The organism is Bradyrhizobium sp. ORS 375 (genome assembly GCF_000239775.1).
Taxonomy (GTDB): domain Bacteria; phylum Pseudomonadota; class Alphaproteobacteria; order Rhizobiales; family Xanthobacteraceae; genus Bradyrhizobium.
The window spans coordinates 11723-37725 of sequence record NZ_CAFI01000453.1; the positions used below are offsets into that span (position 1 = coordinate 11723).

At 66.7% G+C, this 26003-nt stretch carries 22 protein-coding genes; 3 read left to right on the forward strand and 19 right to left on the reverse strand.

The window, feature by feature from the left end; genetic code table 11:
- Positions 1 to 38: 38 nt before the first annotated feature.
- From tkt to BRAO375_RS30315, 3 genes are read right to left on the reverse strand one after another with little or no spacing between them, the layout of a single operon-like run.
- On the reverse strand, positions 39 to 2066 hold the full coding sequence (gene tkt / locus BRAO375_RS30305; protein ID WP_009031243.1) for a transketolase: 2028 nt from the start codon (positions 2064 to 2066) through the stop codon (positions 39 to 41).
- Positions 2063 to 2938: a phosphoribulokinase gene (locus BRAO375_RS30310; RefSeq protein WP_009031244.1), complete on the reverse strand. Its 876-nt coding sequence runs from the start codon at positions 2936 to 2938 to the stop codon at positions 2063 to 2065. The genes tkt and BRAO375_RS30310 overlap by 4 nt, the downstream gene beginning before the upstream one ends.
- Before the next feature lie 50 nt (positions 2939 to 2988).
- Positions 2989 to 4056 (reverse strand): class 1 fructose-bisphosphatase, encoded by a 1068-nt coding sequence (locus tag BRAO375_RS30315; RefSeq protein ID WP_035643117.1) that lies wholly within the window; start codon positions 4054 to 4056, stop codon positions 2989 to 2991.
- Between the two features lie 146 nt (positions 4057 to 4202).
- On the opposite strand from BRAO375_RS30315, the gene BRAO375_RS30320 reads away from it, so the two are divergent.
- Complete coding sequence (locus tag BRAO375_RS30320) at positions 4203 to 5123, forward strand: LysR family transcriptional regulator (RefSeq protein ID WP_006615543.1); 921 nt, start codon at positions 4203 to 4205, stop codon at positions 5121 to 5123.
- A gap of 48 nt (positions 5124 to 5171) precedes the next feature.
- On the opposite strand, the gene bchJ is transcribed toward BRAO375_RS30320, so the two are convergent.
- From bchJ to bchF, 16 genes are all read right to left on the reverse strand, one after another.
- Entirely contained in the window at positions 5172 to 5864 is a 693-nt protein-coding gene (gene bchJ / locus BRAO375_RS30325) for a bacteriochlorophyll 4-vinyl reductase (protein ID WP_009031246.1), read from the reverse strand.
- A gap of 156 nt (positions 5865 to 6020) precedes the next feature.
- Positions 6021 to 7625, reverse strand: coding sequence for a magnesium-protoporphyrin IX monomethyl ester anaerobic oxidative cyclase (bchE, locus tag BRAO375_RS30330; protein WP_009031247.1), 1605 nt, complete (start codon positions 7623 to 7625; stop codon positions 6021 to 6023).
- Between the two features lie 99 nt (positions 7626 to 7724).
- Complete coding sequence (hemA, locus tag BRAO375_RS30335; RefSeq protein ID WP_009031248.1) at positions 7725 to 8936, reverse strand: 5-aminolevulinate synthase; 1212 nt, start codon at positions 8934 to 8936, stop codon at positions 7725 to 7727.
- Positions 8933 to 9973, reverse strand: coding sequence for a putative photosynthetic complex assembly protein PuhE (gene puhE, locus BRAO375_RS30340; protein WP_009031249.1), 1041 nt, complete (start codon positions 9971 to 9973; stop codon positions 8933 to 8935). The genes hemA and puhE overlap by 4 nt, the downstream gene beginning before the upstream one ends.
- 13 nt (positions 9974 to 9986) lie before the next feature.
- Positions 9987 to 11048, reverse strand: a complete 1062-nt coding sequence (gene acsF, locus BRAO375_RS30345; RefSeq protein ID WP_035643120.1) for a magnesium-protoporphyrin IX monomethyl ester (oxidative) cyclase — start codon at positions 11046 to 11048, stop codon at positions 9987 to 9989.
- The gene (locus BRAO375_RS30350) at positions 11045 to 11350 is read right to left on the reverse strand and encodes an O2-dependent cyclase accessory protein (RefSeq protein WP_009031251.1); all 306 of its coding nucleotides are present in this window, start codon (positions 11348 to 11350) and stop codon (positions 11045 to 11047) included. Before BRAO375_RS30350 ends, acsF begins: the two co-directional genes overlap by 4 nt.
- Positions 11347 to 11838 (reverse strand): photosynthetic complex assembly protein PuhC, encoded by a 492-nt coding sequence (gene puhC / locus BRAO375_RS30355; RefSeq protein ID WP_009031252.1) that lies wholly within the window; start codon positions 11836 to 11838, stop codon positions 11347 to 11349. The genes BRAO375_RS30350 and puhC overlap by 4 nt, the downstream gene beginning before the upstream one ends.
- Positions 11839 to 11851: 13 nt before the next feature.
- Positions 11852 to 12505 carry a photosynthetic complex putative assembly protein PuhB gene (gene puhB / locus BRAO375_RS30360; RefSeq protein WP_009031253.1) on the reverse strand — a complete coding sequence of 218 codons (654 nt, stop codon included), beginning with the start codon at positions 12503 to 12505 and terminating at the stop codon, positions 11852 to 11854.
- A complete protein-coding gene (gene puhA, locus BRAO375_RS30365; RefSeq protein WP_009031254.1) occupies positions 12502 to 13281 on the reverse strand; it encodes a photosynthetic reaction center subunit H in 780 nt (259 codons plus the stop codon). Before puhA ends, puhB begins: the two co-directional genes overlap by 4 nt.
- Positions 13282 to 13300: 19 nt before the next feature.
- On the reverse strand, positions 13301 to 14731 hold the full coding sequence (locus tag BRAO375_RS30370; protein ID WP_009031255.1) for a BCD family MFS transporter: 1431 nt from the start codon (positions 14729 to 14731) through the stop codon (positions 13301 to 13303).
- Complete coding sequence (gene bchM, locus BRAO375_RS30375; RefSeq protein ID WP_009031256.1) at positions 14728 to 15429, reverse strand: magnesium protoporphyrin IX methyltransferase; 702 nt, start codon at positions 15427 to 15429, stop codon at positions 14728 to 14730. The genes BRAO375_RS30370 and bchM overlap by 4 nt, the downstream gene beginning before the upstream one ends.
- A gap of 13 nt (positions 15430 to 15442) precedes the next feature.
- Complete coding sequence (bchL, locus tag BRAO375_RS30380) at positions 15443 to 16348, reverse strand: ferredoxin:protochlorophyllide reductase (ATP-dependent) iron-sulfur ATP-binding protein (RefSeq protein ID WP_009031257.1); 906 nt, start codon at positions 16346 to 16348, stop codon at positions 15443 to 15445.
- Positions 16345 to 19935, reverse strand: a complete 3591-nt coding sequence (locus BRAO375_RS30385) for a magnesium chelatase subunit H (protein WP_009031258.1) — start codon at positions 19933 to 19935, stop codon at positions 16345 to 16347. The genes bchL and BRAO375_RS30385 overlap by 4 nt, the downstream gene beginning before the upstream one ends.
- Positions 19910 to 21463 carry a ferredoxin:protochlorophyllide reductase (ATP-dependent) subunit B gene (gene bchB, locus BRAO375_RS30390; RefSeq protein ID WP_009031259.1) on the reverse strand — a complete coding sequence of 518 codons (1554 nt, stop codon included), beginning with the start codon at positions 21461 to 21463 and terminating at the stop codon, positions 19910 to 19912. The genes BRAO375_RS30385 and bchB overlap by 26 nt, the downstream gene beginning before the upstream one ends.
- Before the next feature lies 1 nt (position 21464).
- On the reverse strand, positions 21465 to 22745 hold the full coding sequence (locus BRAO375_RS30395; protein ID WP_009031260.1) for a ferredoxin:protochlorophyllide reductase (ATP-dependent) subunit N: 1281 nt from the start codon (positions 22743 to 22745) through the stop codon (positions 21465 to 21467).
- A complete protein-coding gene (bchF, locus tag BRAO375_RS30400; RefSeq protein WP_009031261.1) occupies positions 22742 to 23332 on the reverse strand; it encodes a 2-vinyl bacteriochlorophyllide hydratase in 591 nt (196 codons plus the stop codon). The genes BRAO375_RS30395 and bchF overlap by 4 nt, the downstream gene beginning before the upstream one ends.
- Positions 23333 to 23660: 328 nt before the next feature.
- Here bchF and BRAO375_RS30405 point away from each other — a divergent pair, with 328 nt between their 5' ends.
- Both BRAO375_RS30405 and ppsR read left to right on the forward strand, forming a co-directional pair.
- Complete coding sequence (locus tag BRAO375_RS30405) at positions 23661 to 24458, forward strand: cobalamin B12-binding domain-containing protein (RefSeq protein WP_244423371.1); 798 nt, start codon at positions 23661 to 23663, stop codon at positions 24456 to 24458.
- 140 nt (positions 24459 to 24598) lie between these two features.
- Positions 24599 to 25966 carry a transcriptional regulator PpsR gene (ppsR, locus tag BRAO375_RS30410; protein ID WP_244423373.1) on the forward strand — a complete coding sequence of 456 codons (1368 nt, stop codon included), beginning with the start codon at positions 24599 to 24601 and terminating at the stop codon, positions 25964 to 25966.
- The last annotated feature ends 37 nt before the right edge of the window (positions 25967 to 26003 follow it).

Consider the following 26003-nt stretch of genomic DNA (forward strand, 5'->3'; position numbering starts at 1 on the left):
TCTCCGTCCCTGTTCGATGTTGTGTTTGGTGGCGCGCGTCAGTCGGCGCGCGCCCGGATGATGTTGCGCATGGCCGCATCGGCCACGGTCGCCGGCGTGATGCCGAACTCGCGGTACAGCACATCGGCCGGCGCCGAGGCACCGAAGCCGTGCATGCCGACGAACTCGCCGGCATCGCCGAGCCAGCGCGCCCACTCGCCTTCGATCGCGGCCTCGACCCCGATGCGCGGCGCCTTGCCGAGCACCTCGGCGCGATACTCCGCGCTCTGCTTGCGGAACAGTTCGAAGCACGGCGCCGAGACCACCGCCGCATGGACGCCTTCGGCCTCAAGCAGCTTGGCCGCGTCCAGCGCGATCGCCACCTCCGAGCCGGTCGCGATCAGCGTCACGTCGCGGCCGGCTTCCGGCTCGATCACCACGTAGGCGCCGAGCGCCACCTTGTTGTGATCGGAGGCCTCGGTGCGGAAGGCCGGCAGCGCCTGGCGCGACAGGCAGAGCACCGACGGCGACGTCTCGGCGCGCAGCGCGCAGTCCCAGGCTTCCGCCGTCTCGACCGCATCCGCCGGGCGGAACACCAGCAGGTTCGGAATGGCCCGAAGGCTGGGGACATGCTCGACCGGCTGGTGCGTCGGGCCGTCCTCGCCGAGGCCGATGGAGTCGTGCGTCATCACGTGGATGACGCGGATGCCCATCAGCGCGGCGAGACGGATCGCCGGACGGTTGTAGTCGGCGAACGCGAGGAAGGTGCCGCCATAGGGAATGAAGCCGCCATGCAGCGCGATGCCGTTCATCGCCGCCGCCATCGCGTGCTCGCGCACACCATAGTGGATGTAGTTGCCGTCCATGGTCGAAGGCGTCACCGACTTGTGCGTCTTTGCCTTGGTCAGGTTGGAGTGGGTCAGATCGGCCGAGCCGCCGAGCAGGTTGGGCAGCACCGTCGCGATCACGTCGATGACGTTCTGCGACGCCTGGCGGGTCGCGATCTTCGGCCGCTCGGCGGTGAGTTGCGCAATGAACTGCGCCATCCGTTCGGTATAGGCCGCGGGCAGCTTCTTGTTCAGCGCATCATGACAGGGCGAACGGTCCGACGTGCAGAGCTTGCGCGCACGCTCCTTCCAGGCCTGGCGCACGCTGCGGCCGCGCGCGCCGATCTCGCGCCAGCTCACGAGCACGTCTGCAGGGACCTCGAACGGGCGATGCGGCCAATGCAGCGCGGCGCGGGTCTTCTCGACCTCCTCGGGACCGAGCGGTGCCCCATGCGCCTTCTCCGAGCCCTGCCGCCCGGGCGAGCCGAAGCCGATGGTGGTGCGGCAGGCGATCATGCTGGGACGGTCGCTGTTCCGTGCGGCAGCGATGGCCGCTTCAATCGCTGCGGGATCATGGCCATCGATGCGGGACGTCGCCCAACCCGAGGCCGCGAAGCGCGCGAGCTGATCGTCGGAGCAGGCCAGCCCGGTCGAGCCGTCGATCGAGATGCCGTTGTCGTCGAACAGAACAATCAGCCGGTTGAGCCGGAGATGACCGGCCAGCGAGATCGCCTCGTGGCTGATGCCTTCCATCAGGCAGCCATCGCCGGCGATCACATAGGTGTAGTGATCGACCAGGTCGTCGCCATAGCGCGCGTTCATCAGGCGCTCGGCGACAGCCATGCCGACCGCGGTAGCAATGCCCTGCCCCAGCGGACCCGTGGTCGTCTCGACGCCCGGGGTGTGGCCATATTCCGGATGGCCCGGCGTCTTGGCGCCCCATTGCCGGAACGCCTTGATCTCGTCGATCGTCACCGCCTCGTAGCCGGTGAGATGCAGCAGCGCATAGAGCAGCATCGAGCCGTGGCCGGCCGACAGCACGAAGCGGTCGCGATCGGGCCAGGCCGGATCGGCCGGGTCGAACTTCATAAAGCGGGAGAACAGCACGGTGGCGACGTCGGCCATGCCCATCGGCATGCCCGGGTGGCCCGACTTCGCCTTCTCCACCGCGTCAATCGCGAGGAACCGGATGGCATTCGCCATCTCGGCATGCGCCGGATCAGCCTTCGCGGCAGACTTTTGCAGAGCGGTGGCGGTCATAGCGTGCGCCTCTTTCGGTCCATCAGTTGCATGATCATCGGAGTGAGAATGAGCTGCATGGCGAGATCGAGCTTCGAGCCATGGATCACGATCGAATTGGCGCGCGACATGAAGCTGCCCTGGATCATGGAGAGCAGGTAAGGGAAATCGATGCCGCGCGGGTTCTTGAGGCGGATCACGACCATCGACTCGTCGGGCGTCGGGATCCAGCGCGCGATGAAAGGATTCGACGTGTCGACCGTCGGCACGCGCTGGAAGTTGATGTCGGTCTCGGAGAATTGCGGGATGATGTAGTTCACGTAGTCCGGCATGCGCCGCAGGATCGTGTCGGTGACCGCCTCGGTGGTGTAGCCTCGCGAGGCACGGTCGCGATGCAGCTTCTGGATCCATTCGAGATTCATCACCGGCACGACGCCGATCTTCAGGTCGGCATGCTGCGCGATGTTGACCTTCTCGGTGACGACGGCGCCGTGCAGGCCTTCGTAGAACAGAAGATCGGAGTCCGCCGGCAGCTGTGTCCACTCGGTGAAGGTGCCGGGGCGCGCATCGTAGAGCCGCGCCTCCTCCTCGTCGTGGACGTAGTGGCGCGTGGTGCCCGTTCCCGTTTCCGAGTAGTCGCGGAACGTCTTCTCGAGCTCCTCGAACAGGTTGGTGTCGGGACTGAAATGGCTGAAGTGCTTGTTGCCGCGCTCGGCCTCCTCGACCATCTTGCGGCGCATCTCCTCGCGATTGTAGCGGTGGAAGGCGTCGCCCTCGATATAGGCGGCCTTGACGTTCTCGCGGCGGAAGATGTTCTCGAAGGTCTTCTTGACCGAGGTGGTGCCCGCACCGGACGAGCCCGTGATCGAGATGATGGGATGACGACGTGACATGATTTTTCTCCGGACGTCTTGCCGAGCCGGGGAGGCTCAGCAGCGCGCGCTCAGCGGAACAGGCCGCGGCGGGCGAACAAGGGCGCATCGCTGGTTTCGAACAGCGGCTCGACGCCTTCGTGCAGCTGGTCGACATCGCGCACCAGGCGGACGTCGCCCATGATCAGCGGCGCGCGCTGATGCGGCGAGCGCGCCGACAATTCGAGAATGCGCGCGCGGCCGCTCGACGCGGAGCCGCCGGCCCATTCCATGATCAGCGCCATCGGATGCGCTTCGTACACCAGTCGCAGCCGGCCCTCGCGATAACCGGGCCGCGAGTCCGCTGGATACAGGAACACGCCGCCGCGCATCAGGATGCGATAGGCCTCCGCCACCAGCGAGGCGATCCAGCGCATGTTGAAGTCACGGCCGCGCGGGCCGGCGGCGCCCGACAGGCATTCGTCGACATAGTTGCGGACCGTGCCGCTCCAGTGCCGGCGGTTCGAGGCGTTGATCGCGAATTCCGGCGTATCCTGCGGGATGCGGATGCCGGACTTGGCGAGGATGAACTCGTGCAGGGTCGGATGCAGGACGTAGAGATCAACCCGACGGTCGATCGCGAGCACCAGGCAGGTCTGCGGGCCGTAGACGAAGAAGCCGGCGGCACGCTGCGCGGTACCGGGCTCGAAGAAGCTGGAGAGCACGTCGCGGCCGCGCGGCCGGATCGAGAAGATGGTGCCGACCGAGATGTTGTTCTGCAGATTCGAGGAGCCGTCGAGCGGATCGATCGCGACGCAAAGTGGGGCAGCCTCGTTGACCGTTTCCGGCCGGTCGACCTCTTCGGACAGGATGCCGGCGACCGGCGCCCGGCGCAGCGCGTCGCGCATCAGATTGTCGGCGACGATATCAAGCGTCTTCTGGATGTCGCCGTCGGTGTTGACGGTGGCGGCGCCTTCGTCCACGCCAGACAGCGGGGCGATGGCGATCTGCCGCGCGAGCTCGCGGGCGGCGTCGGCGAGGGCCTCGATGACCGCAGCACAATCGGCGTCCGCGCCCTGCGCCGCCAGATGAGCCTGCAATGTCTGGTGATGATCCGTCTCGTGATTCATGGGCAGATTCATGGGCCACTCCCTCGCCATCAGCTCCTCTGAAGGGAACTTGATGAAGCCGCACGAAAGCGTCGTGCCGCGCTGCTATCAACACTCGATTTGCCTGATTAGGGAAATTTCATTATCTTTGGATAGACCAAAGTTTTACTTATGCGAACGATATCATGGAGGGTTCCGTGAGCCGGCACTTCTCTCGCGACCTCACCATCCGCCAGCTTCGCGCCCTGGTCGCGGTGCAAAACTCCGGCTCGGTGACGTCCGCGGCCGGTCGCTTGAACCTGACCCAGCCGGCCGTGACGCTGCAGATTCGCAATCTCCAGGAGCTCGCCGGGCTGCCGCTGATTCAGCGCACCACCGACGGCATGATCCTGACCGAGGCTGGGCGGAGCGTGCTCGCGCTGGCCGAGCGCGTCGAGGCCGCGCTGCAGGATTGCGAGCAGGCGCTCGACATTCTCGCCGGCCGCAGCGGCGGCCGGGTGGCGATCGGCGCGGTCTCGACCGCGAAATATTTCGTACCGTTCGCGATTGCGGAGTTTTCGCGGCGCTTCCCCAAGATCGACGTCACCCTGCGGATCGGCAACCGCGACAGCCTGCGCGAGGCGCTGCGCGGCTATGACCTCGACATCGCCATCATGGGCCGCCCGCCGGCCGACATTCCCGTCGACATGCGCCCGTTCGGCAAGCATCCGCATGTCATCATCGCGCCGGCGGGCCACCGTCTTGCCCGCCGCAAGCGCATCGCCGCCGATGACCTCGCCGGCGAGGTGTTCATCACCCGCGAACCGGGCTCGGGAACCCGGCTGCTGATGGAGACGTACTTCGCCAAGCACGGCCTCCAGCCCAAGACCAGCATGGAGATGGACAGCAACGAGACCATCAAGCAGGCGGTGATCGCCGGCCTCGGCATCGCCTTCATCTCGCAGCACACGGTGGCCCATGAGCTCGGCGAAGGGCGGCTGGTGACGCTGAAGGTGGTGGGCCTGCCGATCATCCGGCAATGGCATGCCGTGCGGCGGGCCGACAAGCTGCTGCTGCCGCCGGCGCAGGCGATGCTCGACTTCTTCGGCAAGGAGGGCGCGCGGTTTCTGCCCCGCTGAGCGCGACACCGGACGCCTTTGCGGTGTCGCATCTGGCATGGCAGCGCCTTACCAATCGATCTCGAAGCGGCAGGCGGAGTCGCCCATGGCCTCGCAACTGACCTCGCGCGCCCGCGCATTCCGATGCACGAGGCGAGCAAACAGCGTTTCGAAGGTTGCGGCGTAGAAGTCGCAGATCGGGTGGTCTGGCCCCTGCCCGCGGCACAGCGGACAATGGCTGATCTCGTAGATGGTGGGCCGCCCCGGACGGGCGGTGAAGACGCCGGTGCCGGCGAAGGTCCAGGCATGCGCCGAGATCGCGCGCGACAAGGCATGGCTGGCGAGGCGCGCCGGCAGCAGCCGCAGAACGCGCTGGGCGGGCCTGGGAATGCGGTGGGCGAGCAGATAGAGCGCGGTCAACTGTCCCGCCTTGAAGCTCACCGCGCGGGCGGCATCGTCGTCCAGCGTGGCCCTGAGGGCGCGATACAGACGGATGACTTCCGTCTCATCCACCATGTCGGCAGGCGGCGACGCGAGATATGGCTCAAGCCGCGCGGCCGCGAAGACACGGCGCGCGTCCCGGCCGCCGCGCAGCAGCCGCAAGGCCTCCGCGGTCTGGATGATCGCATTGGGGCCGATGCGGCCTGTGTCTGACTGATGATTGAAGCTGGCCGTGTGCCTGCCACCGTCCTTCGAGACGCCCGCCTCCGGCGGGCTCCTCAGGACGAGGTCTGAATGTGAGGCGCGGTCCACAACGCTCATGGTACTGCTCCCCTCATGGTGAGGAGCGCCGCTTGCGGCGCGTCTCGAACCATGAGGCCCCGAATGGTGCGGCATTCATGAACGCTTTCAGCGGCGCGATCCGAGGCGGCGGCAGCGCGCGGCAGCTGAAGATGCTGGGCGCGCGTGCCGTGCATGTCAGTGCACCCGCGTTTCGGCCTCGTCGCTCATCTGCTCGGTGCCGCCGCCGCAGGCCATCACCTGCGCCTGCTGCGGTCCGGTCAGCTTGCGATTATGGCTCGTCTTCCATTCGACCTTGCCCGGCTCGGCGCGCTTGCGCGAGGTGTCGAAGCCGAAATCGACCTTGCCCTTGGATTGCGGCCCCCAATAATTGACGCGGCCGAGATCGTAGAATTTGCGCTCGAAGCCGGACTTGAGGAACGCCTTGAGGCAGCCGAGCAGATAGCGGCGGCGCTCGCCGGAGCCGGCCCAGGGGTATGAGAACAGCGCCTTGTGCATGTAGAAGCGGCGGTAGTTGTTCATCACGCCGTCGAGCAGCTCGCCGCGATCCATCGCATCGGGCTTCATGATCGGGGTGACGAAATTGTACTTCTCGTAGTCGAAGATCTCGACCTTGTCGCCGAGGTCGCGGAACAGGTCGGAGAACGGCCAGGGCGTGTACATCGCCCAGTTTGCGAGATCCGGCTTCCAGTCGCGCGCCATCTGGTAGGTCTCTTCCAGCGTCTCCCGGGTCTCGTTCTCCAGCCCGACGATGAACTGCGCCTCGACGACGATGCCGGCATCGCGCAACAGCTGAATCGCTTTCTTGTTCTGCGCGACCGTGGTCTCCTTATTGAAGCGGTCGAGCTTCATCTGCGCCGCGGCCTCGGTGCCGAGCGAAACGTGGATCAAGCCGGCCTTGCGATACAGCGGCAGCAGCGCCTCGTCGCGCAGGATGTCGGTGACGCGGGTGTTGATGCCCCAGAGGATCTTGAGGTCGCGGCGGATCAGCTCCTCGCAGAAGGCGACGAACTTCTTCTTGTTGATGGTCGGCTCCTCGTCGGCGAGGATGAAGAAGCCGACATCGTGCTCACGCATCAGGGTCTCGATCTCGTCGACCACCTTCTTCGGATCACGGATGCGGTAATCGCGCCAGAACTTCCACTGCGAGCAGAAGCTGCAGGTGAACGGACAGCCGCGCGCCATGTTGGGAATGGCGACGCGTTTGTTCATCGGGATGTAGATGTATTTGCTCCATTCGAGCACGCTCCAGTCGGGCGTGATCGCATCGAGGTTCTTCACCGTTGGCGCCGCCACGGTGGCGACCACCTCGGTGCCGTCGCGATAGGCGATGCCCTTGATGCCGCGGCGGTCGTTGGCCCAGCGGCCGTCCTCGCGGGCGCGCATCAGGTCGACGATGATCTCCTCGCCCTCGCCGCGCACGATGGCGTCGATCCACGGCGCTTCCGTCAGCACCTGCTGATACATGAAGGTGGCGTGGATGCCGCCGAGCACGGTCAGCGCATCCGGGTGCTCTTCCTTCGCGATCTCCAGCAGCCGCTCGGCCTTGTAGATCGAAGGCGTAATCGCGGTGCAGCCGATGACGTCAGGCTTCTCAGCTCGCAGGATGGCGCGGACCTGCTCCTCGGAGAGGTCGTTGGTCATCGCATCGATGAAGCGGAGATCGGTGAAGCCGGCCGCCTTCAGCGCGCCGGAGATATAGGCCGCCCAGGCGGGCGGCCAATTGCCGGCGATCTCGGCCCCGCCGGAGTGATAATTCGGATGCAGCAACAAGATCCGCACGGCGTCCTCCCCCGATTATCAATTTGTCCAATCATCCTAACGTCAAGTTTGATTGACAAATTGATCTGGCTCAAACGCCGCGCGAATAGCGCTCAGCGCTCAAGCCGCCAAGGCGAGGCCCATCTCGGCCCAGATCTCCGACAGCGCCGAGACCAGATGCTCGATGTCCGCGTCGGAGTGATAGGGCGACGGTGTGATGCGCAGCCGTTCGGTGCCGCGCGGCACCGTCGGGTAGTTGATCGGCTGCACATAGATGCCGTAGCGGTCGAGCAGGATGTCGCTGATGCGCTTGCACAGCACGGGGTCGCGCACCATCACCGGCACGATGTGGCTGGGGTTATCGAGATGGCTGACGCCCGCTTCATCCAGACGCCGGCGCAGCCGGGCGACGCGATCCTGATGCCGGGCGCGCTCGTGGTTGCTGGCCTTGAGATGTCGGATGCTCGTCAGCGCCCCCGCGGCGACCGCCGGCGGCAGCGAACTGGAGAAGATGAATCCGGAGGCGAAGCTGCGGACGAAGTCGCAGACGGTGTTCGAGGCCGTGATGTAGCCGCCGATCACGCCAAACGCCTTGGCAAGCGTCCCCTCGATGACGGTCAGGCGGTGGGCCACGCCGTCCCGCTCGGAGATGCCGCCGCCGCGCGGGCCGTACAGGCCGACGGCGTGGACCTCGTCGAGATAGGTCATGGCGTTGAACTCGTCCGCGACGTCGCAGATGTCCGAGATCGGCGAGATGTCGCCGTCCATCGAATAGACGCTCTCGAACGCGATCAGCTTCGGCACCTTCGGATCGAGATCCGACAGCTTGTCGCGGAGATCGGCGACGTCGTTGTGGCGCCAGATCCGGGTCTCGCAGCGACTGTGGCGGATGCCTTCGATCATCGAGGCGTGGTTGAGCTCGTCGGACAGGATCACGCAGCCGGGCATGCGCGAGGCCAAGGTCGACAGCGAGGTCCAGTTGGAGACGTAGCCGGAATTGAACAGAAGCGCCGCCTGCTTGCCATGGAGATCGGCGAGCTCCTCCTCGAGGAGGATGTGATAATGATTGGTGCCGCTGATGTTGCGGGTGCCGCCGGCGCCGGCGCCGCAGCGGTCGAGCGCCTCGTGCATCACCTCCAGCACCTTCGGATGCTGGCCCATGCCCAGATAGTCGTTGGAGCACCATACCGCGACGTCGCGTTCACCATGGGGGCCGCGATAGGTCGCAATCGGAAAGGCGCCCGCCTTGCGTTCGAGGTCGGCGAAGACGCGATAGCGTCCTTCGCGCCGGAGACCGTCGAGCTGGCGGCGGAAATAGTCTTCGTAGTTCATGGTACTCCCCCCTGTGCTGTCGTGTTCGGATCGACCGGCGGCGTGACCGACACCGCGGCCAGTCCGGTGATGGCTTGTGCCTGCGCGTCGGCGCGGGCCTGGCGATAGGCCTGGCGGAACTGCTCTTCGAGCCGCTGCCGCGCCAGCGCGGCGGCGGTCTTCTGCGCGGACATCGGGCGCTCCGCCTTCGGCGCGGCCGGCACGACTGCGAGCACCGGCCGGACCATCGGCGTCACCGGCGCCGGCACAGCTGCGGGAGCCGCGGCCACCGTCGCCATCGCGGGCTCCACCGGCGCGCTCCAGCGCCAGAGGTTGATGACCGGCATCGGCAGTGCCATGAAGCCGTGCTCGAGCAGGCCGAGTGCGATCAGCGAGGCCAGCAGCGACAGCGCCACGCCATCGAACGAGGATTTCGCGCCGAGCGCAGCAGCCGCGACCAGCACGGTCGCGGTGGTCGCGGCGGCGATCGAGAACGGGAACAGCAGGTTGATCGACTTCTTGGCGAAGTAGCTGCGCATGAAGCGGACCTGCTTCGGCAGCAGCTCGTCGTTCAGCGTGCGGACGCCGAGAAACAGATTGATCTTGGCGCTCTGGCGCAGCACCAGCAGCGCGGCGAAGGTCCACCAGCTCAGCCGGTTCGGCGCGCCCGAGGTCACCGCGAACACGAGGCCCGCGGTCGCGATCAGCGCCAGCTCATGATAGGCGATCGCCTGCAGCGCAAAGCCGACGCGCGAAGCCGGCGTGCAATCGCGCGGGCACGGCTCTGGTCGCGGCCCGGTGATCCAGCCGGCGAGCAGCGACATCTCCACCGTGCCCCACAAGAGGATGGCGCAGGTGAAGGCGCAATAGGCATTGGCATCCGCGGCGGCCCGGCTCGACACCGCGACGCCCGACAGAGCCGCGACGAACGCCGCCGCCGTACCCCATTTGAACGCGGCCGGATAGCGGGCGGCGAGCCCGACCAGCGCCAGTACGGCGCCGGTCGAGAACCACCAGACGAACACGACATAGGGAATGGCAATCGCGGTCGCGCCCATGGCCGGCTCCTTGTCACCAGGCGGGTTGCAGCCTGATCTCCCGTGGCAGCTCGTTGCTCTTGGCCGGCAGCAGATACAGCCGGCCGAAGGTCAGAGCCGCCTTCAGCGGCAGCACGGCGCGCTTGATCGTGCCCATGATGCCGCCCTGTGCCTTGGCCTCGGCAATCGCCTCCGAGATCTCGCGCAGCCGCTTGAGACCTTCCCAGAAGCGCGGGTTGTCGATGTCCAGCATCACCGGGAAGACCTGACGCGAGATCTCCGAAGTGATGCGGAACACCCGCATGTCATACTCGTCCGGCGGCATGCCCAACGCTTCATAGAACGCCGGCCGCATGTGGTCGCGGACGTGCATGGTGGCGAACACCGCGAGCAGGAAGAACTTGATCCAGAGCTTGTTGTAGCCGCTCAAGAGCTTCGGATCGGCGCGCATCAGCAGCGCGAAGGCTTCGCCGTGGCGGAACTCGTCGTTGCACCACCGCTCGAACCACTTGAAGATCGGGTGGAACTGGCGCTCCGGGTGCCGCTCCATCTGGCGATAGATGGTGATGTAGCGGGCATAGCCGATCTTCTCCGACAGATAGGTCGCGTAGAAGATGAACTTCGGCTTGAAGTAGGTGTACTTCTTCGTTTTGGTGAGGAAGCCGAGGTCGACGCCGATGCCGTGGTCCTTGAGAATCTCGTTGATGAAGCCGGCATGCCGGGCCTCGTCGCGGCTCATGAACTGGAACAGCTCGCGGATATCAGGATTGGTGATCCGCTTCTTGATCTCGGCATAGAGCACGCAGCCGGAGAACTCGGCCGTCAGCGACGACACCAGAAAGTCCTTGAACTCGGCGCGAAGTGCCTCCGGCAGCTCGTTGAGATCCTTGTCGAACTCCGGCGTGCGCACGAAGTGCTTGCGGTTGTGATCGGCGCGCAGCTCGGCCATCACCGCATCCCACTCGCGGCGCACCAGGTCGACATTGAGCCGGTCCATCGCCGCGAAATCGGTGGTGTAGAAGCGCGGTGTGAGGATGGTGTCCTCCAGCGCCATCTTGGTGGAGATGTTTCCGGATCCGCCTTCCATTGCGATCATCTGACCCTCCCGTCCGAAAAGCTGACGTCGTACAATTCCGTGAGTTCGAGATAGCCCGCGACATGCATCATCATCCGCTTCAACGGACCGGCCCGGACCACGGTGGCGGTGCGCCGCAGGTTGAGCTGTTCGCCGAACTTGACCGTGATCGGGGCGCCATGAATGACCACCTCATCGCCCGGGCGAATGTTGACGTCACGGTCGAGCGTGACATGGGCATGCAGGGATTCGGAGGTCTGCTCGACCTCGATGCTGCAGCCGATGTCGAAGCGGCGCGGCTCGTTGGCCCATAATCCTCTCATCGCGTTTCTCCCATCGTCATCAGCTCCGTGAACCGGCGCTTGTTGTCGTCACCGAACGGCCCGAGATCGACGCGCCGCCCGGTCGCTGGATCGTCCAGGCTCATGCGGCCATCGGCCCAGCGGTTGATCGTGAAGGCCGGCCCCGAGCCGATCGCGTGACGCTGGCGGTCGAACGCCATGCTGCGCAGGACCGTGCGCAGGAAGCCGTCGCCGCCGGCCTCGACGATACCGACGACCTTGCCGCTATCGGGCGACACGACAGAGATGCCGCCATCCGGACGATCCTCGAAGCGCAGCGCGACCGTCTGCACGGCGGCGGCGTGATCGGTGTGGACGGTGCCTACGCCCGTCCAGCGGCCGACACCGGCCGCGACCAGGGAGAAAATGACCAGGGCGAAGGCCGCGCGGAGCGCGCCCTTCGGAATGACGATGTCAGGCTCAGCGTGATGCTCGGCGTAATGTTCGACATGGCCCTCGGCTTGGCTCATGACTCCCTCCTCATCACGCTGCGCTGGCGACCGCGCCCGCAGGCGACGCGCCTTGTGGCTGTCCGTTGCCCGCTGCGATCGGCTGTGCCGCGACAGCGCCATCCGATGCCGCGACCAGCGCCTTGGCGAGGATCTCGGCCACCTCACGGGCGTTCGGCACGCCGCGCAGCATCGGCTCGACCTCGTTCAGCCGCCACGGCCGCGCATGCGGCCACAACAGCAGATAGGACAGCCGCTGCTGGGCGGTGACGCCGAGCGGCAGATCGCCGGAGCCATCCGAGAACAGCTTCACATCGGCGCGCGCGACCTGCTTGAACGGCACGTTCAGGGTCATCGGCAGCACGGCGCCGAACTGCAGCAGCACGCGCCTGGAGGTGATGGTGTAGCGCGTGGTGCGGCTGTACAGCACCGCCAGGCCGGTGAGCAGCACGGCCGCGATCGCCACCGGGGTCGCCAGCGACGAGGCGCTGGCGAGCGAGGCCGCGAGCGGCTGGTGATTGAGCGCGCCCGACACGACATGGGCGCCGAACAGGGCCGCGAAATAAGCGAGCACCAGGCGCAGGTGGAAGACGCGCAGCAGCAGCGCCTTCACCGTGGGCTGTCCCTGCCAGAGCAGGCGTTCGCCTGCCGGCAGCATCAGCTGATCCTGATCGCGACGCTTGCTCACAGCAGCGGCTCCTGGCGCGCGGCGGTCGCATAGAGATGGCCGCCGCCGTAGTAGCCGACGATCTTGTCCTCCTCGAGCTTGGTGACCTGATCGGGCTTGGCGAGACCGGGCACGTTGGCGAATTGCGAGGCGAGAATGGCATCGACCAGCACGGCCTTGCGCGACCTGTCGACGATGCACATGGTCATCGGCAGCAGCACGTGGCGACCGACAATGCCCTCGACCTCGACCTCGAGGTAGCGGATCAGCATCTCGGCACGGTCGACCCAGACCTCGCGGATCTTGCCGCCGAGCTTGCCATCGCAGCCGAACACCGGCATGCCGCGCGGATCCGGATCCTCCGAGGCGATGAAGATGCTGCCGTCGACACGCAGCGGCACGATCGCCGGAATGTTGTCCATGGTCAGCTCCGGCTCGTCCTTGCGCGCGGCAAAGGAGCCCGGGCCGACGCCGTCGAGCATCGGATTGCCGGTCGGCAGATACGGCGTGCCAGGCCAGGCATACATGGGGGTCACCGGCGCATCGGCACGGTCGTTGTCCCGGTTCGGCAGGGTGGCGGTACGGCCACCATGCATGTGATAGGTCTTCGGGCTCGGCGGCACCGGGAAGCCCCAGCCGCTCGAGCCAGTCTGCCGGCCGAGGCGACCCTCGAACTGCAAGGGATAGCCCTCGCGCTTGTCCTCGGTGCGGAGGTAGTAGATCAGACCTGCGAAGAATATCCAGAAGCCGTAAAGTACGACCTGGGCGACATCGATGTAGCTCGTGAAAGACGTCATGGCTTCCTCCCCGACTGGGCTAACCTGGAAATTCCGCAATTCCGAATTGTAATCGCGACGGCTCCGCCGCGCGCCGCCGGACCAGCGGCCCGATGACCGCCAGCGTGACGAACAGCAGACCGATCTCGATGTGGTAGACGATGCTGTAGCCCGTCGCGGGCCCTGCGAGCGCCACGCCAAGGCGGCCGTCGAGCGCGAGCTGCGACATCACATCGCGAATGGCGCCGCCGCCGGCGATCGCGACACCTGCCGACGTCGCCTGCACCGCGCCCCAGGCGCCGAGCGCAAGCCCGCTCTCGCCGTTCTGCACCAGCGCCATCGCCGCCGTCAGCGTGCCTACGGCGAACAGGCCGCCGCCGAAGCCGATCAGAGTGGTGCCGATCCGGAACACCAGCGGCGAAGCGAGCGGTGCGGAGAAGATGACCGCCGAGAAGGCGAACAGTCCGACCAATCCGCCGAGCGCCGCGATCCGATAGGGATCGGAGCCCTTGCCGAGGCGGCGCGCGGACAGGCCGAAACCGGCGAGCGTGCCTGCGGCAAACAAAGCGGTCAGCGCCGTGGTCTCGCCGACGGTCAGATGCAGGATCTCAGCGCCATAAGGCTCAAGCAGGATGTCCTGCATCGTGAAGCCGGCGGTGCCGAGCCCGACCGCGACCAGGACGCGCATCGAGCCGCCGGCCTCGCGGAACTGCCGCCAGGAGTCGCCGAAGCGCGGACGCTCCCGGGCAGCCGACGTGCGCGAGGGATCGCGCGCCTCCTGCTTCCACAGTGCGATGACGTTGAGCACCATCTCGGTCAGCGCGGCGCCCTGGATGACCTGGATCAGCCGCATCTCGCTGAAATCGGCGAGCAGCCCGCCGAAGGTCAGCGCGCTCGCCATCATGCCGAACATCAGCATCACATAGAGAAAGGCGACGACGCGCGGGCGCGAGTGCTCGGGCGCGATGTCGGTCGCGAGCGACAGGCCGGCGGTCTGCGTCGTGTGCAGCCCGGCGCCGACCAGCAGGAAAGCGAGCGCCGCGCCCATGCGACCGGCGATGACCTGGCCCGGCGCATCGCCCGCGGACAGCAGGAGCAGCGCGAACGGCATGATCGCGAGGCCGCCGAACTGCAGCAGGGTGCCCATCCAGATATAAGGCACGCGGCGCCAGCCGAGCACCGAGCGGTGATGGTCCGACTTGAAGCCGATCAGCACGCGCAGCGGCGCGAACACCAGCGGCAGCGCCACCATGGTCGCGACCAGCCAGCTGGGCACACCGAGCTCGACGATCATGACGCGATTGAGCGTGCCGTTGAGCAGCACCACCGAAATGCCGATCGAGACCTGGAACAGCGACAGCCGCATCAGGCGAGACAGCGGCAGCTCGGTCGAGGCGGCATCGGCAAACGGCAGATACCGCGACGACAGCCGCATCCATGCCTTCATGATCGATGGTGCGCGCGCGCTCATGACGGGCGGAGCTCCAGCGCTTGCGAGATATAGAAGCCATTGGCGATGCGGCTGCTGCGCGCGCAGCGCCAGTCGGCGAGATCGTGGTTGTCGGCGATCAGACGATACAGCTTCTGCTCCGCGACCGGCTCGATCGACGGCGCGCGGTTGCCGCGCGGGAATACGCCGCCGACCGCGTGCATGACGGCGAGCAGCGGTGTGCGCGGCGCATAGGTCATCAGGATCGCATCGGAGGTGCGCCCGGCGAGGCCGGCGACGATGCGCACGGCATCCTCGGCGCGGTAGTGGATGAACGAATCCATCGCCACCACGAAGTTGAAGCCGCCGTGCTTAGGGTCCAGCATGTCGCCGGCCACGAAGCGGATCGCGTTGCGGCTGATGTCGTCGGGCAGCCGGCGCTGCGCGATCTCGATCAGCGTGGGCGAGATGTCGACCGCGACAACCTCGGCGCCGCGGCGGGCCGCCTCGATCGAGAAGCTGCCGGTGCCGCAGCCGGCATCGAGGATGCGCGCGCCGCGCAGATCGAGCGGCAACCATGACAGCAGAGTCCGCCGCATCTCATCGCGGCCGGCACGCACGGTGGCGCGGATGCGGCCGACCGGTGCATCCGAGGTCAGCCGCGTCCAGGCGGCGACCGCGGTGCGGTCGAAATAGGTCTCCACTTCACTGCGGCGGGCGAGATATTCCGCTGTCGTCATCGGCCAGCCCCACTCAATCGAAGCCCAGGAGATCGAAGATGTCGCGGTCGCGCAGCGGCGTGGCCTGGATCGGCTCGACGCCGGCGAGCAGCGACGCAGCGAGGCGCAGATATTCGTTCTGCGCGCGCTCGACGTCCGGCGACGGCTCCATCTCGAACAAGGTGCACTTCTTCAGCCGGCTCTTGCGGATGACGTCGAGGTCCGGGAAGTGCGCCAGCGTCTTCATGCCGATGCGCTCGTTGAACTTGTCGATCTGGTCAGTCGCAGCACTTCGGTTTGCGATGACGCCCCCTAACCGCACCGGATAGTTGCGCGACTTGGCCTGGATCGCGGCGACGATGCGGTTCATGGCGAAGATCGAATCGAAGTCGTTGGCGGCGACGATCAGCGCGCGGTCGGCATGCTGCAAAGGCGACGCGAAGCCGCCGCAGACGACGTCGCCGAGCACGTCGAAGATCACCACGTCGGTGTCCTCGAGCAGATGATGCTCCTTGAGCAGCTTCACGGTCTGGCCGACGACATAGCCGCCGCAGCCGGTACCGGCCGGCGGCCCGCCGGCCTCGACGCACATCACGCCGTTGTAGCCCTGGTAGACGAAGTCGTCGGGACGCAGCTCCTCGGAGTGGAAGTTCACCTGCTCCAGGATGTCGATGACCGTGGGCACCAGCCGCTTGGTCAGCGTGAAGGTCGAATCGTGCTTGGGATCGCAGCCGATCTGCAGCACGCGCTTGCCGAGCTTGGACAGCGCCACCGAGAGGTTCGAGGAGGTCGTGCTCTTGCCGATGCCGCCCTTGCCATAGACCGAGAACACCCTGGCGGTGCCGATCACGAGGTTCGGGTCCATCTGCACCTGGACGCTGCCGGCGCCATCGGGGCGGCGCGGAGCCGTCGTCAGCGGCGGTCTCAAGGTCACGTTCATGCGGCCACTCCTACGCCTTCGAGGCGATCTTCGAGCTCTTCCCCGGCCTTGCGCAGCACGTCGAGCATCTCGGCATCCGGGGTCCAGTAGTTGCGCTCATGCGCCTCGATCAGACGGTTGGCGATCTTCGCGGACGCAGCCGGATTGAGCGACGCAAGCCGCTCGCGCATCGCGGGGTCAAGCACGAAGGTCGTGGTGATCTGCTGATAGACCCAGGGCGCCACCTGCCCTGTGGTCGCCGACCAGCCGACCGTGTTGGTGACGTGCGACTCGATCTGGCGCACGCCCTCATAGCCATGGGCGAGCAGCGCCTCGTACCATTTCGGATTGAGCGTACGCGTGCGGGTCTCCAGCGCGACCTGCTCCGACAGCGTGCGCACGGTGCCTTCGCCGCGGGTCTGGTCGCCGATGTAAACCGGCGCCGCCTCGCCCTTGGCGCGCTTCACCGCACGGCTGATGCCGCCGAGCGTATCGAAATAATGATCGATGGTGGTGACGCCGAGCTCGACCGAGTCGACGTTCTGATAGGCGGCATCGACGCCGGCCAGCACATGGCCGAGCAGCGCATCGCGACGGACCGGCCGGCCGTCGGTGCCGTAGGCAAAGCCCTTGCGGCGGGTATAGACGTCGGCGAGCTCGTCCTCGTCGGTCCAGGCGCCGCAATCGATCAGATGGTTGACGTTGGCGCCATAGGCGCCCTCGGCATTGCCGAACACGCGCAATGCCGCGTCCGCGATCTCGCCGCCATGGGCAGCCTGGAACGCGAGCGCGTGCTTGCGGACGTAGTTGAATTCAGTCGACTCCTCGGCGGAGGCAGCAAGCAGCGCGGCTTCGGCGAGCAGCTTGGTCTGCAGCGGCATCAGGTCGCGGAAGATTCCGGACAGCGTGATGACGACGTCGATACGCGGGCGTCCCAACTGCTCCAGCGGGATCAGCTTGGCGCCGCACAGCCGGCCGTAGCTGTCATGACGCGGCTCGGCGCCCATCAGCCACAGCGCCTGCGCGATCGGCCCGCCCTCGGTCTTGAGATTGTCGGTGCCCCACAGCACCAGCGCGATCGTCTCCGGCAGCTTGTGGCCCTCGCCGGCATGGCGGGCGAGCAGCCGCGCCACCTGGCGCTCCGCATCCTTGAGCGCGAAGGCGCTGGGAATGCGGAACGGATCGAAGCCGTGCAGGTTGCGGCCCGTGGGCAGCACGTCGGTGTTGCGCAGCAGGTCGCCGCCGGGCACGGGGCGGATGTAGCCGCCGTCGAGCGCATGCAGGATCGCCGGCGTCTCGCTGTCGGTCGCGAGCAGCTTGTCGAGCTCGACGCGCTTGGCCGCATCGGTGATGCCGGCGAGGTCGAGCAGTTCCGCCCGCTGCTCTTGCGGCGGCGGGGCGCCGACGATGTGCAGGCCGTGCGGGATGAGCGAATATTCCAGCTCCAGCACACTCGCTGAAAGCGACGCGATCTGCGCGCTGCGCTCGTCGCCCCACAGCGGCTCGGCCACGGCGAGGTCGACGGCGGCCGCCTGCGCCTGGATCAGCGCGGCGCTGTCGTCTCTCACCTGCTCGGTCGCATCCGGCGACAGGTTGCGCCAGGCGTCGAGCGACGACTTCAGGTCGGCGAGCCCCTTGTAAAGGCCGGCGCTGGTGATCGAGGGCGTGAGATAGCTGATCAGCGTGGCACCGCCGCGGCGCTTGGCGAGCGCGCCTTCGGACGGATTGTTCGAGGCGTAGATGTAGAAGTTGGGGAGGTCGCCGATCAGCCGCTCCGGCCAGCATTCGGCGGACAGCCCGGCCTGCTTGCCCGGCATGAATTCGAGCGCGCCATGGGTGCCGAAATGCAGCACGGCGTGGGCGCGATAATCCTCCCGGAGCCAGCGATAGAACGCGGCAAAGGCATGGGTCGGCGCGAAGCTGTGCTCGAACAGCAGCCGCATCGGATCGCCCTCGTAGCCGAAGGCGGGTTGCAGGCCGACGAACAAATTGCCGAACTGCTCGCCCAGCACCATCAGGCTGGACCCGTCGGTCTGGTGACGGCCGGGCGCCGGGCCCCATTGCTTCTCGATCTCGGCGAGATGCCGCTCGCGGCGGACATGCTGGTCGACGGGAATGCGAACCGCGACATTGGCCGCGGTGCCGAAGCGCTCGGCGTTGCCCTTGAGCACGCGGGCGCGCAGCTCATCGACCGTGGCGGGCACATCGACCGTGTAGCCGGCCGCGCGCAGCGACGTCATGATGTTGTACAACGACTCGAAGACCGAGAGATAGGCCGCGGTGCCAGCGCTGCCGCCATTCGGCGGGAAGTTGAACAGCACGGCCGCGAGCTTGCGCTCGGCCCGTGCGGAGCGGCGCAGTTCGACGATTCGCGCGACCCGCGATGCGAGCTGGGCGGCCCGCTCCGGGAGCGAGGCCATGTCGCGCCCCGCATCGGCCATCGCCGAGCGGCCGCCGAACACGGTGGGACCGACCGCGCCGTCGAGCTCGGGGATGGCGACCATCATCGTCGCCTCGACCGGCGTGAGTCCGCGTGCATCCTCGTGCCACTGCTCGACGGTCTGGAACTCGAGCGGATGGGCCGCGACCAGCGGCACGTCGAGCCCGGCCATGACCTGTTCGGCCGCACGCGCGTCGTTGTAGGCGGGGCCGCCGACGAGCGAGAAGCCGGTGAGCGAGACCACCGCGTCGACCGTGGAGATGCCGTCCTTCTGGAAGTAGCGCTCGATCGCCGGGCGCGAGTCGAGGCCGCAGGCGAACACCGGCACGACCGAAAGTCCGCGCGCCTCCAGCGCAGCGATCACGCCGTCGTAGTGCGCGGTGTTGGCGGCGAGCAGATAGGAGCGCATCAGGATCACGCCGACCCGGCCGGCCGGCTTCGGCAGAGCCGGGAGTTCGTCGATCCGCTCGGCAATGCGCTGCTTCAAGCGTGGATGATAGAGGCCGACATCCGGATAGGTCACGGGCTCGGCGGCCTTGAGCTTGCCGCGCAGCCCGGCCCGCGGGCCGTCGGCATAGCGGCCGACCAGGAAGCGCACCATGTTCGCAAAGTTTTGCTCGGAGCCGGCGAGCCAATATTGCAGGGTGAGGAAATAGGCGCGCAGGTCCTGCGCGGTGCCCGGGATGTAGCGCAGCAGGCGCGGCATCCGCTGCAGCATCTTCATCTGGCCCTGGCCGCTCGAATTGCCGGAACGGTTGCTGCCGCGCAGCCGCTTCAACAGACCGAGCACGCCGGTCGCCGAGCCGGACATCGTCAGCTTGCCGAGCCGCGTCAGCCGCACGACCTCGCCGGCCGACAGGCAGCCGATCATTGCATCGCACTGATCACGGCGTGCCTGCAGGGCCGGCAGCACCGGCTGGATGTGGTCCTCCATGAACAGCATCGTGGCGACGACGATGTCGCCGGTCGCGATGTCCGCCAGGCAATGTTCGAGCGCGTTCGGATTGCAGCCCCATTCGTCGGCCGCGTGCACCTTGAGGTCGAGGCCGGGCAGCTCGGCCCGGAGGGTCGTGCGTGCACGCACGGCAGCCGAGGCGAGATGGCTGTCCATCGTCACGATCACCACCCGGATGGGCGTGTTATCAGCGACCGAAATGCGCTTTGGCATCGTACAAGGTCTCGAGCGTGATCAGGTTGACGTTGCGCTCGCGCGCATAGCGTTCGGTGTTCCGGCGCGCCTTGCCGCGCACGAAGAAGGGAATCTTGGTCAGCTCGCGCTCGGCGTCGGACGCCCAGGCGAGCTCGTTGGATGTGACGGTTTCGACCACGCGCAGTTGCGGTTGCTGTGGCGCTGCCGGTGCTGCGCCGAGATGCGAGGGCGCGTGATCGGCGAACTCATGGTCCTCGCGGAACATGCCGAGCAGATGCTCCTCCAGGCCCATCATCAGCGGATGGACCCAGGTGTCGAACAGCACGTTGGCGCCTTCGAACCCCATCTGCGGCGAGTAGCGCGCCGGAAAATCCTGCACATGGGTCGGCGCCGAGATCACGGCGCAGGGAATGCCGAGGCGCTTGGCGATATGGCGCTCCATCTGCGTGCCGAGCACGAGCTCCGGACGCAGCTCGCTGACGCGGGCTTCGACCTCCAGATAGTCGTCGGTGATGACAGGCTCGACGCCGTAGAGCGCGGCTGCCTCGCGGATCTCGCGGGCGAATTCGCGGGCATAGGTGCCGAGACCGACGACCTCGAAACCAAGCTCCTGGGTCGCAACGCGCGCGGCGGCCACGGCGTGAGTCGCGTCGCCGAAGATGAAGACGCGCTTGCCGGTGAGATAGGTCGAGTCGACCGAGCGCGAATACCACGGCAGCCGGCTCTCGCTGCGCGCCAGGACCGGCGCGGGGTCGATACCAGCAAGGCCTGCGACCTCGGCGATGAAATCGCGCGTCGCGCCGACGCCGATCGGGATCGTCTTCGTATGGGGCTGGCCGAACTGGCGGTGCAGCCATTGCGCCGCCGTCAGCGCGATCTCCGGATAGAGCACGATGTTGAAATCGGCTTGCGGCAGGCGGGCGAGATCCGATGGCGTCGCGTTCCACGGCGCCACGACGTTGATCTCGATGCCGAGCTCCACAACCTGCCTGGTCACTTCCGCGAGGTCGTCGCGGTGACGGAAGCCGAGAGCCGTCGGACCAAGCAGGTTGCAGACTGGACGAGCGCCCGCCTCCCGTTGACGGCGGGGGGAGCCCTCAGCGGAAGACGCAGCCAACGCCCGTACAATCCGGTAGAACGTTTCCGAGGCGCCCCAATTCTCCTTGCGCTGATAAGCCGGCAGCTCGAGCGGGATCACCGGAATCGGAAGCCTCAAGGCTTGCGCCAGGCCGCCGGGGTCGTCCTGAATCAGCTCGGCGGTGCAGGACGCGCCGACCAGCATCGCCTGCGGCTGGAAGCGCTCATAGGCGGCGCGCGCCGCGCTCTGCAGCAGATCCGCGGTGTCGCCGCCGAGATCGCGCGCCTGGAAGGTGGTGTAGGTGACCGGCGGCCGGCGGTCGCGGCGCTCGATCATCGTGAACAGCAGATCGGCGTAGGTGTCCCCCTGCGGCGCGTGCAGCACGTAGTGCACGTCGCGCATCGCGGTCGCAATGCGCATCGCGCCGATGTGCGGAGGGCCCTCATATGTCCAGACCGACAGCTGCATCTCACACCGCCAATCTGGTTTGGCGCAGCAAGGGCCGCGCGAACAGCTCGGCGAGATCGCCGGCCTGCTCGAAGCCCTGGATGGGCGTGAAGATCAACTCGATGGACCATTTCGTGGTGAGGCCTTCGGCCTCCAGCGGATTGGCGAGGCCGAGCCCGCAGACGACGAGATCCGGACGTGCCGCGCGGCAACGGTCGAGCTGACGCTCGACGTCCTGGCCTTCGCTGAGCTGCGTGCCTGCGGGCAGCATCGCGAGCTCAGCGGCGAGATGATCGCGGTGCAGATAGGGCGTGCCGACCTCGACCAGCTCCATGCCGATCTCGCGCGCGAGGAAGCGCGCCAAGGGAATCTCGATCTGCGAATCCGGAAACAGGAAGACACGCTTGCCGGCGAGCTGCGCGCGATAGCGCGCCAGCGCCTTTTCGGCCCGCGCCTTCAGCGGCGCGAGGGTGCGGTCGACATGAGCGCGCGAGACACCGAACGCATCGGCCGCAGCGGCGAGCCACAGCGCGGAGCCTTCACCGCCGAGGGGGAACGGAGCGGCGATGCGCCGGCAGCCGCGCTCTTCCAATGCGCGCGCGGTGTCACCCAGGAAAGGCTGTGCCAGCAGTACGCGCGTCTCCGGCCCGATTGCCGGCAGTTCGGACGACCGGCGTGGCGGCAGGAAGGCGACATTGTCGATACCGAGCGCGGCGAAGGTCCGCTTGAACTGATCCTCGACAACATCGGCGAGTGCGCCGACGACGAGCAACGAGGGCCGCGCGGCGCGGTCGGCTTGCGGCAGCACCGGCACCAGCGCAGTGAGGCAGGCGTCTTCGCCTTGCGTGAAGGTCGTCTCGATGCCGCTGCCGGAGTAGTTGAGCACGCGCACACCGGGCGAGAAGCGCTGCGACAGCCGCAGCGCGGCGCGCGACAGATCGAGCTTGATCACCTCCGACGGACAGGAGCCGACCAGGAACAGGAGCTTGATGTCCGGCCGCCGGGCCAGCAGTTGCGCGACGATGCGGTCGAGCTCGTCATTGGCGTCGACGAGGCCGGCGAGATCACGCTCCTCCATGATGGCGGTCGCGAAGCGCGGCTCGGCGAAGATCATCACGCCGGCGGCCGACTGGATCAGATGCGCGCAGGTGCGCGAGCCGACGACCAGAAAGAACGCGTCCTGAATTTTCCGGTGCAGCCAGACGATGCCGGTCAGCCCGCAGAACACCTCGCGCTGGCCGCGCTCGCGCAGCACGCCATCCGACGCGGGGGCAACGGCACAGGCTTGCGCGGGAATCGTCATGACGCGCGCTCCGCACCGGCTTGCGCCATCGCCTGCTCCTGCAGCCGCGCCGCGCGCAGCTTCAGCAGGAACTGCGTGGCGTTGATCGCGTAGGCCGCGTAGGCCGCAAGCACCAGCAACATCTGCTGCTGTGCCGATCCGATATGCCCGATGATCGCGGCGAGATAGGCCGTATGCAGCGCGATCACCAGCATCGAGAACACGTCCTCCCAGAAGAAGGCCGGTGCGAACAGATAGCGCCCGAACACGACCCGCTCCCAGATCGAGCCGGTGATCATGATGGTGTAGAGCAGCGCCGTCTTCAGGATGACCGAGGCTGTCGCCAGCCACAGGCCCTCGCCGGTCGCGAGATAGCGCGCGACCAGTCCGAGGCTGATCAGGAAGACGAGAAATTGCAGCGGCGCCAGAATGCCCTGCACCAGGGTCCATGGCGTGGCGTCCCGCCTGAGCTTTTCCTCAGGCGTGTAAAGCGCTTGCCGCTTTGCGCGCGGCGCCGTCTCGGGTGTGAAGCAGAGTTGACTCCACAGCGACGGATCAGTGGCGGACGTGAATTGGGCGTCACACGATGTGTAAAGATGATTTGACAACACCAGTTCCGGGTGGTGCGATGACGGCAACCACAGGGACATAATTGGTGCACCGCACTCGGTCTGGTCAGCGCTACGTTGTGCAGTTCGCAGGTGGCGCATCGCAAATCCCCGAGTGCGTGCCCGATGGGGAAACGCTAGACCTGGGCAGGAAGAGTGTCAATCAAAATTGACGTCAAATAATATTGACGCAACGAGTGACGTGCGCTCATATGGAGGGGAGGCGCTGATGACCGAACTCAATGAGACAGCCCGATTTCCGCGAGCACGCTTTCGGACGAAGCGTGGACAGGCGGCTTTTCATCCGCCCGCATCGGCGCGCGTCAACGTGCCTTTACACAGCACCCGTCATCCTCAGCTGAACGGAGCGATCGAGGCCGAGATCATTCCGCGGCTGGTGATGGCGCATGCGTCCGCGCTGGAACGCGTGCCGGCGATCATCACGGCCTCCGCGCAAGAGGCTGCCGACTTCGCCGAGCTGGTGCTCGACGCCGACGATGATCGCGCCGTCGCCTGCATCCAGGCGCATCGCGATCACGGCGAGACGCTGGAACGGATCTATCTCGATCTCCTGGTGCCGACCGCGAACCATCTGCGGCATCTGTGGGCCGACGACGAGCGCGACTTCGCCGACGTCACGCTCGCGCTGTGGCGGCTGCAGCAGCTGCTGCGCCATTTCAGCTCGGCGTTCTGCGCCGAGCTCGCGATGGCGCCGACGGGATTGCGGGTGCTGTTGACGACGGCGCCCGGCGATCGGCGCGAGATCGGCCACATGATGTTCGGCGTCGTGCTCGCCGGCGAATTCTTTCGCCGCGACGGCTGGGACACCTGGATCGAACCTGATACGGCGGATCGTGGTTTCATCGAGACGATTCGCACGCAATGGTTCAACGTCGTCGAGTTCTTCGCCACCAGCGACAAGAAGCTTGACGATCTCGCCTCAAACATAAGGATGGTCCGGCGCGAGTCCTCCAACCAGGACATCGGCGTGCTGGTCTGCGGTCCTGCGTTTATTGAACGGCCTGAACTCGTTCTCCTGGTCGGCGGCGACGGTATCGTCTCCGACATGAGCAGAGAGGCTTCGCAAGCCCGGCACGTCGTCAGTCTTCTGACCGAACGGCGATAGCCTTAAGGGTGCTGTGAAGATGAATGCTGGAACGAGACTTGCCGCGCGAAGGCTCCTTGATTGGGAGGACAACGGCGTTGGTGAGGGCGTTCAGAGCTCCGAAAGAGTCGCTTGGCGATCTCAATGCGGATGTTGCGGCCATGCTGGTGGCCGCAGCGTCCGACATTGCGCTCGCGCTCGACGCCGACGGCAACATTCAGGACCTGGCCTTTCAGCAGGCCGGTCTCCCGCTTGAATTGAGAAACACAGACGAGTGGATCGGCCGATCCTGGCAAGCAACAGTGTCCGAGGAAAGCCAGACCAAGCCAGAGCTGCTATTAGCCGAAGCCTCGGAGCGCAAGGTGTCGCGCTGGCGCGAGGTGCGCTACCCGGCCGCGCGCGGGCCTGACATCCCGATCCTGTTCGCGGTCGTCGCGATCAAGGGCGCGGCCCGCTACATCGCGGTCGGCCGCGACGTGCGCGCAACGGCCGCGCTCCAGCAGAAGCTGATCGAGGCGCAGGTCGCGATCGAGCGCGATTATTCGCGCATGCGCAACGCCGAATCGCGCTACCGGATCCTGTTCCAGATCACCGCCGAGCCGGTGCTGATCATCGACGCCACGAGCCACCGCATCGTCGAGGCCAACCCGGCCGCGGCCGCACTGCTCGACCATGGCGCCGCGAACCTGATCGGCAAGCTGTTCCCCGACGCGCTGCTGATCGACGACCAGTCGCTCTCGCAATCGTTGTCGCTGGCGATCCGCTCGCAAGGCAAGATCGAGCGCGTCAGGATCACGCTCGACGGCGGCCGCGACTATCTGCTCGACGGCACCTTCTTCCGCCAGGACACCTCGTCGTTCTTCCTGCTGCGCTTCTCGCCGCAATATGGCCAGCCGGCACTGCCGAAATCGTCCGACGTCAACACCCAGCTGGTGCAGTTCGTCGAATCGGCGCCCGACGGCTTCGTCATCACCGACATGGACGGCCGGCTGCTGCACGCCAACGCCACCTTCCTGCAGCTCGCCCAGATCGAGAACATGCACCAGATCATGGGCGAGACGATCGACCGCTGGATCGGCAAGTCGGCGATCGACTTCTCGGTGATGCTCAGCAATCTGCGCCAGCACGGCACCTTGAAGCTGTTCTCGAGCGTGGTCCGCGGCGAGCATGGCTCGCCGGTCGACGTCGAGATCTCCGCCACCACGGTCGGCGCGCCGGGCCAGGCCCGGCTCGGCTTCACCATCCGCAATGTCGGCCCGCGCATCTCCGGTGACGGCGGCGACCACGCCTTCATCCCGCGCTCGCGCGAGCAGCTCGCCGAGCTGATCGGCCGCGTGCCGCTGAAGGAGCTGGTGCGCGAGACCACCGACGTGATCGAGCGGATGTGCATCGAGACCGCGCTCAAGCTGACCGGTGACAACCGCGCCACCGCCGCCGAGATGCTCGGGCTCAGCCGCCAGAGCCTCTACGTCAAGCTCAGGCGCTACGGCCTCGCCGAGCCGAGCGAGGAAGACAGTCAATTGGAATAGCTGCCGTTGGGCAGACTGCAGCCGGAACAGTTGGAAG

Coding starts and splice junctions, on each gene's coding strand:
- tkt (WP_009031243.1), bottom strand. CDS start 2,066: ATGACCGCCACCGCTCTGCAAAAGTCTGCCGCGAAGGCTGATCCGGCG.
- BRAO375_RS30310 (WP_009031244.1), bottom strand. CDS start 2,938: ATGTCACGTCGTCATCCCATCATCTCGATCACGGGCTCGTCCGGTGCG.
- BRAO375_RS30315 (WP_035643117.1), bottom strand. CDS start 4,056: ATGGCGAGGGAGTGGCCCATGAATCTGCCCATGAATCACGAGACGGAT.
- bchJ (WP_009031246.1), bottom strand. CDS start 5,864: ATGAGCGTTGTGGACCGCGCCTCACATTCAGACCTCGTCCTGAGGAGC.
- hemA (WP_009031248.1), bottom strand. CDS start 8,936: ATGAACTACGAAGACTATTTCCGCCGCCAGCTCGACGGTCTCCGGCGC.
- puhE (WP_009031249.1), bottom strand. CDS start 9,973: ATGGGCGCGACCGCGATTGCCATTCCCTATGTCGTGTTCGTCTGGTGG.
- acsF (WP_035643120.1), bottom strand. CDS start 11,048: ATGATCGCAATGGAAGGCGGATCCGGAAACATCTCCACCAAGATGGCG.
- BRAO375_RS30350 (WP_009031251.1), bottom strand. CDS start 11,350: ATGAGAGGATTATGGGCCAACGAGCCGCGCCGCTTCGACATCGGCTGC.
- puhC (WP_009031252.1), bottom strand. CDS start 11,838: ATGAGCCAAGCCGAGGGCCATGTCGAACATTACGCCGAGCATCACGCT.
- puhA (WP_009031254.1), bottom strand. CDS start 13,281: ATGACGTCTTTCACGAGCTACATCGATGTCGCCCAGGTCGTACTTTAC.
- BRAO375_RS30370 (WP_009031255.1), bottom strand. CDS start 14,731: ATGAGCGCGCGCGCACCATCGATCATGAAGGCATGGATGCGGCTGTCG.
- bchM (WP_009031256.1), bottom strand. CDS start 15,429: ATGACGACAGCGGAATATCTCGCCCGCCGCAGTGAAGTGGAGACCTAT.
- bchL (WP_009031257.1), bottom strand. CDS start 16,348: ATGAACGTGACCTTGAGACCGCCGCTGACGACGGCTCCGCGCCGCCCC.
- BRAO375_RS30385 (WP_009031258.1), bottom strand. CDS start 19,935: ATGCCAAAGCGCATTTCGGTCGCTGATAACACGCCCATCCGGGTGGTG.
- bchB (WP_009031259.1), bottom strand. CDS start 21,463: ATGCAGCTGTCGGTCTGGACATATGAGGGCCCTCCGCACATCGGCGCG.
- BRAO375_RS30395 (WP_009031260.1), bottom strand. CDS start 22,745: ATGACGATTCCCGCGCAAGCCTGTGCCGTTGCCCCCGCGTCGGATGGC.
- ppsR (WP_244423373.1), top strand. CDS start 24,599: ATGCTGGTGGCCGCAGCGTCCGACATTGCGCTCGCGCTCGACGCCGAC.